Origin of the sequence: Austwickia chelonae NBRC 105200, assembly GCF_000298175.1 — a bacterium.
GTDB classification, from domain to species: domain Bacteria; phylum Actinomycetota; class Actinomycetes; order Actinomycetales; family Dermatophilaceae; genus Austwickia; species Austwickia chelonae.
This window is the reverse complement of record NZ_BAGZ01000028.1, coordinates 1-5,323: the sequence shown is the minus strand read 5'-3', so window position 1 is coordinate 5,323 and position 5,323 is coordinate 1. Positions and strand designations below refer to the sequence as shown.

3 rRNA genes are annotated in these 5,323 nt (G+C 54.8%); all 3 read left to right on the top strand.

From position 1 onward, the window contains the following. Window positions 1–94: 94 nt before the first annotated feature. The 3 genes from AUCHE_RS15305 (at window position 95) to rrf (ending at window position 5,272) form a co-directional block, all read left to right on the top strand. Window positions 95–1,614, top strand: a 16S ribosomal RNA gene (locus tag AUCHE_RS15305). Window positions 1,615–1,942: 328 nt separating this feature from the next. Continuing rightward, window positions 1,943–5,051: ribosomal RNA gene (locus AUCHE_RS15300) — 23S ribosomal RNA — on the top strand. Window positions 5,052–5,155: 104 nt separating this feature from the next. Further along, window positions 5,156–5,272, top strand: a 5S ribosomal RNA gene (gene rrf / locus AUCHE_RS15295). Together the 16S, 23S and 5S rRNA genes form the textbook arrangement of a ribosomal RNA operon. Window positions 5,273–5,323 lie beyond the last annotated feature (51 nt).

The window sequence follows — 5,323 nt, the reverse complement described above, 5'->3', positions numbered from 1 at the left end:
GGTTTCAAGTCAATTCGGTCTTGGCTTTAAAGTCGAGACTTTTGGTTTGTTGCCAGGATTTTCCCGGCTGACTTTGTTGGTCTGGGGTTTTTCATTAATGGAGAGTTTGATCCTGGCTCAGGACGAACGCTGGCGGCGTGCTTAACACATGCAAGTCGAACGATGAAGACCAGCTTGCTGGTTGGATTAGTGGCGAACGGGTGAGTAACACGTGAGTAACCTGCCCTTCACTCTGGGATAACTCCGGGAAACCGGGGCTAATACTGGGTATGACCAATCTCCGCATGGAGTGTTGGTGGAAAGCTTTAGTGGTGAAGGATGGACTCGCGGCCTATCAGCTTGTTGGTGAGGTAATGGCTCACCAAGGCGACGACGGGTAGCCGGCCTGAGAGGGCGACCGGCCACACTGGGACTGAGACACGGCCCAGACTCCTGCGGGAGGCAGCAGTGGGGAATATTGCACAATGGGCGAAAGCCTGATGCAGCGACGCCGCGTGAGGGATGAAGGCCTTCGGGTTGTAAACCTCTTTCATCAGGGAAGAAGCGAAAGTGACGGTACCTGAAAAAGAAGCACCGGCTAACTACGTGCCAGCAGCCGCGGTAATACGTAGGGTGCGAGCGTTGTCCGGAATTATTGGGCGTAAAGAGCTTGTAGGCGGTTTGTCGCGTCTGCCGTGAAAATTCGGGGCTTAACCCCGGACGTGCGGTGGGTACGGGCAGGCTAGAGTGTGGTAGGGGAGACTGGAATTCCTGGTGTAGCGGTGAAATGCGCAGATATCAGGAGGAACACCGATGGCGAAGGCAGGTCTCTGGGCCATAACTGACGCTGAGAAGCGAAAGCATGGGGAGCGAACAGGATTAGATACCCTGGTAGTCCATGCCGTAAACGTTGGGCGCTAGGTGTGGGACTCATTCCACGAGTTCTGTGCCGCAGCTAACGCATTAAGCGCCCCGCCTGGGGAGTACGGCCGCAAGGCTAAAACTCAAAGGAATTGACGGGGGCCCGCACAAGCGGCGGAGCATGCGGATTAATTCGATGCAACGCGAAGAACCTTACCAAGGCTTGACATACACCGGAAACACGCAGAGATGTGTGCCCCGTAAGGTCGGTGTACAGGTGGTGCATGGTTGTCGTCAGCTCGTGTCGTGAGATGTTGGGTTAAGTCCCGCAACGAGCGCAACCCTCGTTCCATGTTGCCAGCACTTCGGGTGGGGACTCATGGGAGACTGCCGGGGTCAACTCGGAGGAAGGTGGGGATGACGTCAAATCATCATGCCCCTTATGTCTTGGGCTTCACGCATGCTACAATGGCCGGTACAAAGGGCTGCGATACCGCGAGGTGGAGCGAATCCCAAAAAACCGGTCTCAGTTCGGATTGGGGTCTGCAACTCGACCCCATGAAGTCGGAGTCGCTAGTAATCGCAGATCAGCAACGCTGCGGTGAATACGTTCCCGGGCCTTGTACACACCGCCCGTCAAGTCACGAAAGTCGGTAACACCCGAAGCCGGTGGCCTAACCCTTGTGGGGGGAGCCGTCGAAGGTGGGACTGGCGATTGGGACTAAGTCGTAACAAGGTAGCCGTACCGGAAGGTGCGGCTGGATCACCTCCTTTCTAAGGAGCATATAAGGTCCTTGCGTTACCAAATGTGTAACGGGGATCTGCTCAAGGGTGGAACATCGATGGATGGCATTCTCTGATGGTTAGCATCACGAGTACGGCTCTTCGGAGCAAGGAAAGTGTGTCTGATTGGAGTGGATGCCGTGGCACGTTGTTGGGCTCTCAGGGCTCGGCTGCTCTTCGAGTAGTTGGGTGCTGTTTGTTGATGTCTCATGTGAGTCATACCCGTTCAGAACATTTATGTTCTGGGTGTGTGGTGGCTCCGGTTGTGGGATGTCGGTTGGTGTTTTGAGAATTACACAGTGGACGCGAGCATCTTTGTGGCCAAGTTTTTAAGGGCACACGGTGGATGCCTTGGCACCAGGAACCGATGAAGGACGTAGGAATCTGCGATAAGCCTCGGGGAGTCGATAACCAGACTGTGATCCGAGGATTTCCGAATGGGGAAACCCGGCTGGAGACATGTCCAGTCACTCGCACCTGAATATATAGGGTGCGTAGAGGGAACGTGGGGAAGTGAAACATCTCAGTACCCACAGGAAGAGAAAGCAACCGCGATTCCGTGAGTAGTGGCGAGCGAAAGCGGATCAGGCTAAACCGAGCGTGTGTGATAACAGTCAGGTGTTGCACGTTCGGGGTTGTGGGAGGTATCAGCTGATACTGACTTGTCAGCAAGGAGTAAGAAATTTTCATGGTAGGCGAACGGTCTTGAATGGCCGGCCATAGACGGTGGCAGCCCGGTAGCTTAAACCTTGAGAACTCCTGATGCATTTCCCGAGTAGCACGGGGCCCGAGAAATCCTGTGCGAATCTGGCGGGACCACCCGCTAAGCCTAAATATTCCCTGGTGACCGATAGCGGACAAGTACCGTGAGGGAAAGGTGAAAAGTACCCCGGGAGGGGAGTGAAATAGATCCTGAAACCGTGTGCCTACAATCCGTCGGAGCCTCTTTGTGGGGTGACGGCGTGCCTTTTGAAGAATGAGCCTGCGAGTTAGTGCTCCGTGGCGAGGTTAACCCGTGTGGGGAAGCCGTAGCGAAAGCGAGTCTGAATAGGGCGTTTTAGTCGCGGGGTCTAGACCCGAAGCGGAGTGATCTACCCATGGCCAGGTTGAAGCGCCGGTAAGACGGCGTGGAGGACCGAACCCACTTAGGTTGAAAACTGAGGGGATGAGCTGTGGGTAGGGGTGAAAGGCCAATCAAACTCCGTGATAGCTGGTTCTCCCCGAAATGCATTTAGGTGCAGCGTTGCGTGTTTCTTGCCGGAGGTAGAGCTACTGGATGGCTGATGGGCCTTACCGGGTTACTGACGTCAGCCAAACTCCGAATGCCGGTAAGTAAAGCGTGGCAGTGAGACTGCGGGGGATAAGCTCCGTAGTCGAGAGGGAAACAGCCCAGATCACCAGCTAAGGTCCCTAAGCGTGTGCTAAGTGGAAAAGGATGTGGAGTTGCAGTGACAACCAGGAGGTTGGCTTAGAAGCAGCCACCCTTGAAAGAGTGCGTAATAGCTCACTGGTCAAGTGATTCCGCGCCGACAATGTAGCGGGGCTCAAGCACACCACCGAAGCTGTGGCATTAACACATTTCCTAAGCCTTCGTGGTTCAGGGGTGTTGATGGGTAGGGGAGCGTCGTGTGGCGAGTGAAGCATCCGAGTGATCGAGGTGTGGACGCCACACGAGTGAGAATGCAGGCATGAGTAGCGAATGACGGGTGAGAAACCCGTCCGCCGAATAACCAAGGGTTCCAGGGTCAAGCTAATCTGCCCTGGGTAAGTCGGGACCTAAGGCGAGGCCGACAGGCGTAGTCGATGGACAACGGGTTGATATTCCCGTACCGGCGAAGAACCGCCCATATCGAACCCAGTGATGCTAAGCATCCGAAGCCGCTGTCTTCAGTCTTTGGCTGTGGATGGATGGTAGAGCGTGCGATCCTATCTGGTAGTAGGTAAGCGATGGAGTGACGCAGGAAGGTAGCCTCCGCGTGGCGATGGTTGTCCACGTTCAAGCATGTAGGGAGTCAGATAGGCAAATCCGTCTGGCATTAATCCTGAGATGTGATGGTGACACCGTTTGGTGGAAGCAGGGTGATCCTATGCTGCCGAGAAAAACTTCTAGCGAGGTTCGAGCCGCCCGTACCCTAAACCGACTCAGGTGGTTAGGTAGAGAATACTAAGGCGATCGAGTGAATCGTGGTTAAGGAATTCGGCAAAATGCCCCCGTAACTTCGGGAGAAGGGGGGCCCAAACCTTGAAACTCTTTACGAGTTAGGGGTAAGGGCCGCAGAGACCAGGGAGAAGCGACTGTTTACTAAAAACACAGGTCCGTGCGAACACGTAAGTGGATGTATACGGACTGACGCCTGCCCGGTGCTGGAACGTTAAGGGGACCGGTTAGCTCTTCGGGGCGAAGCTGAGAACTTAAGCGCCAGTAAACGGCGGTGGTAACTATAACCATCCTAAGGTAGCGAAATTCCTTGTCGGGTAAGTTCCGACCTGCACGAATGGCGTAACGACTTCTCCACTGTCTCAACCGCGAACTCGGCGAAATTGCACTACGAGTAAAGATGCTCGTTACGCGCAGAAGGACGGAAAGACCCCGGGACCTTTACTATAGCTTGGTATTGGTGTTCGGTACGGCTTGTGTAGGATAGGTGGGAGACTGTGAAGCTCGTGCGCCAGCATGGGTGGAGTCAACGTTGAAATACCACTCTGGTCGTACTGGATGTCTAACTTCGGACCATGATCTGGTTCAGGGACAGTGCCTGGTGGGTAGTTTAACTGGGGCGGTTGCCTCCTAAAAGGTAACGGAGGCGCCCAAAGGTTCCCTCAGCCTGGTTGGCAATCAGGTGTTGAGTGCAAGTGCACAAGGGAGCTTGACTGTGAGACAGACATGTCGAGCAGGGACGAAAGTCGGGACTAGTGATCCGGCCATGGCTTGTGGAAGCGTGGTCGCTCAACGGATAAAAGGTACCCCGGGGATAACAGGCTGATCTTGCCCAAGAGTCCATATCGACGGCATGGTTTGGCACCTCGATGTCGGCTCGTCGCATCCTGGGGCTGGAGTAGGTCCCAAGGGTTGGGCTGTTCGCCCATTAAAGCGGTACGCGAGCTGGGTTTAGAACGTCGTGAGACAGTTCGGTCCCTATCCTCTGTGCGCGCAGGAAACTTGAGAAGGGCTGTCCCTAGTACGAGAGGACCGGGATGGACGAACCTCTGGTGTGTCAGTTGTTCTGCCAAGAGCACCGCTGATTAGCTACGTTCGGAAGTGATAACCGCTGAAAGCATCTAAGCGGGAAGCACGCTTCAAGATGAGGTTTCCATGAGTCCTAGAGACTCGAGAGGCTCCCAGCTAGACTACTGGGTTGATAGGCCAGATGTGGAAGCACAGCAATGTGTGGAGCTGACTGGTACTAATAAGCCGACAACTTGTTTACAAAGATGCTACGCGTCCACTGTGTGATTCCCGGAACATCAACCGGGAAGAACAATTTCATACGAGATTGTTGTGATTCTCTGTAGTTGGTAAGTACGAGAGAGTTACGGCGGTCATAGCGAGAGGGAAACGCCCGGTCCCATTCCGAACCCGGAAGCTAAGCCTCTCAGCGCCGATGGTACTGCACTGGTGACGGTGTGGGAGAGTAGGACGCCGCCGGACAATCATTCAGGAAAGGGCCCTGACCACGTAGTGGTCAGGGCCCTTTCCCAT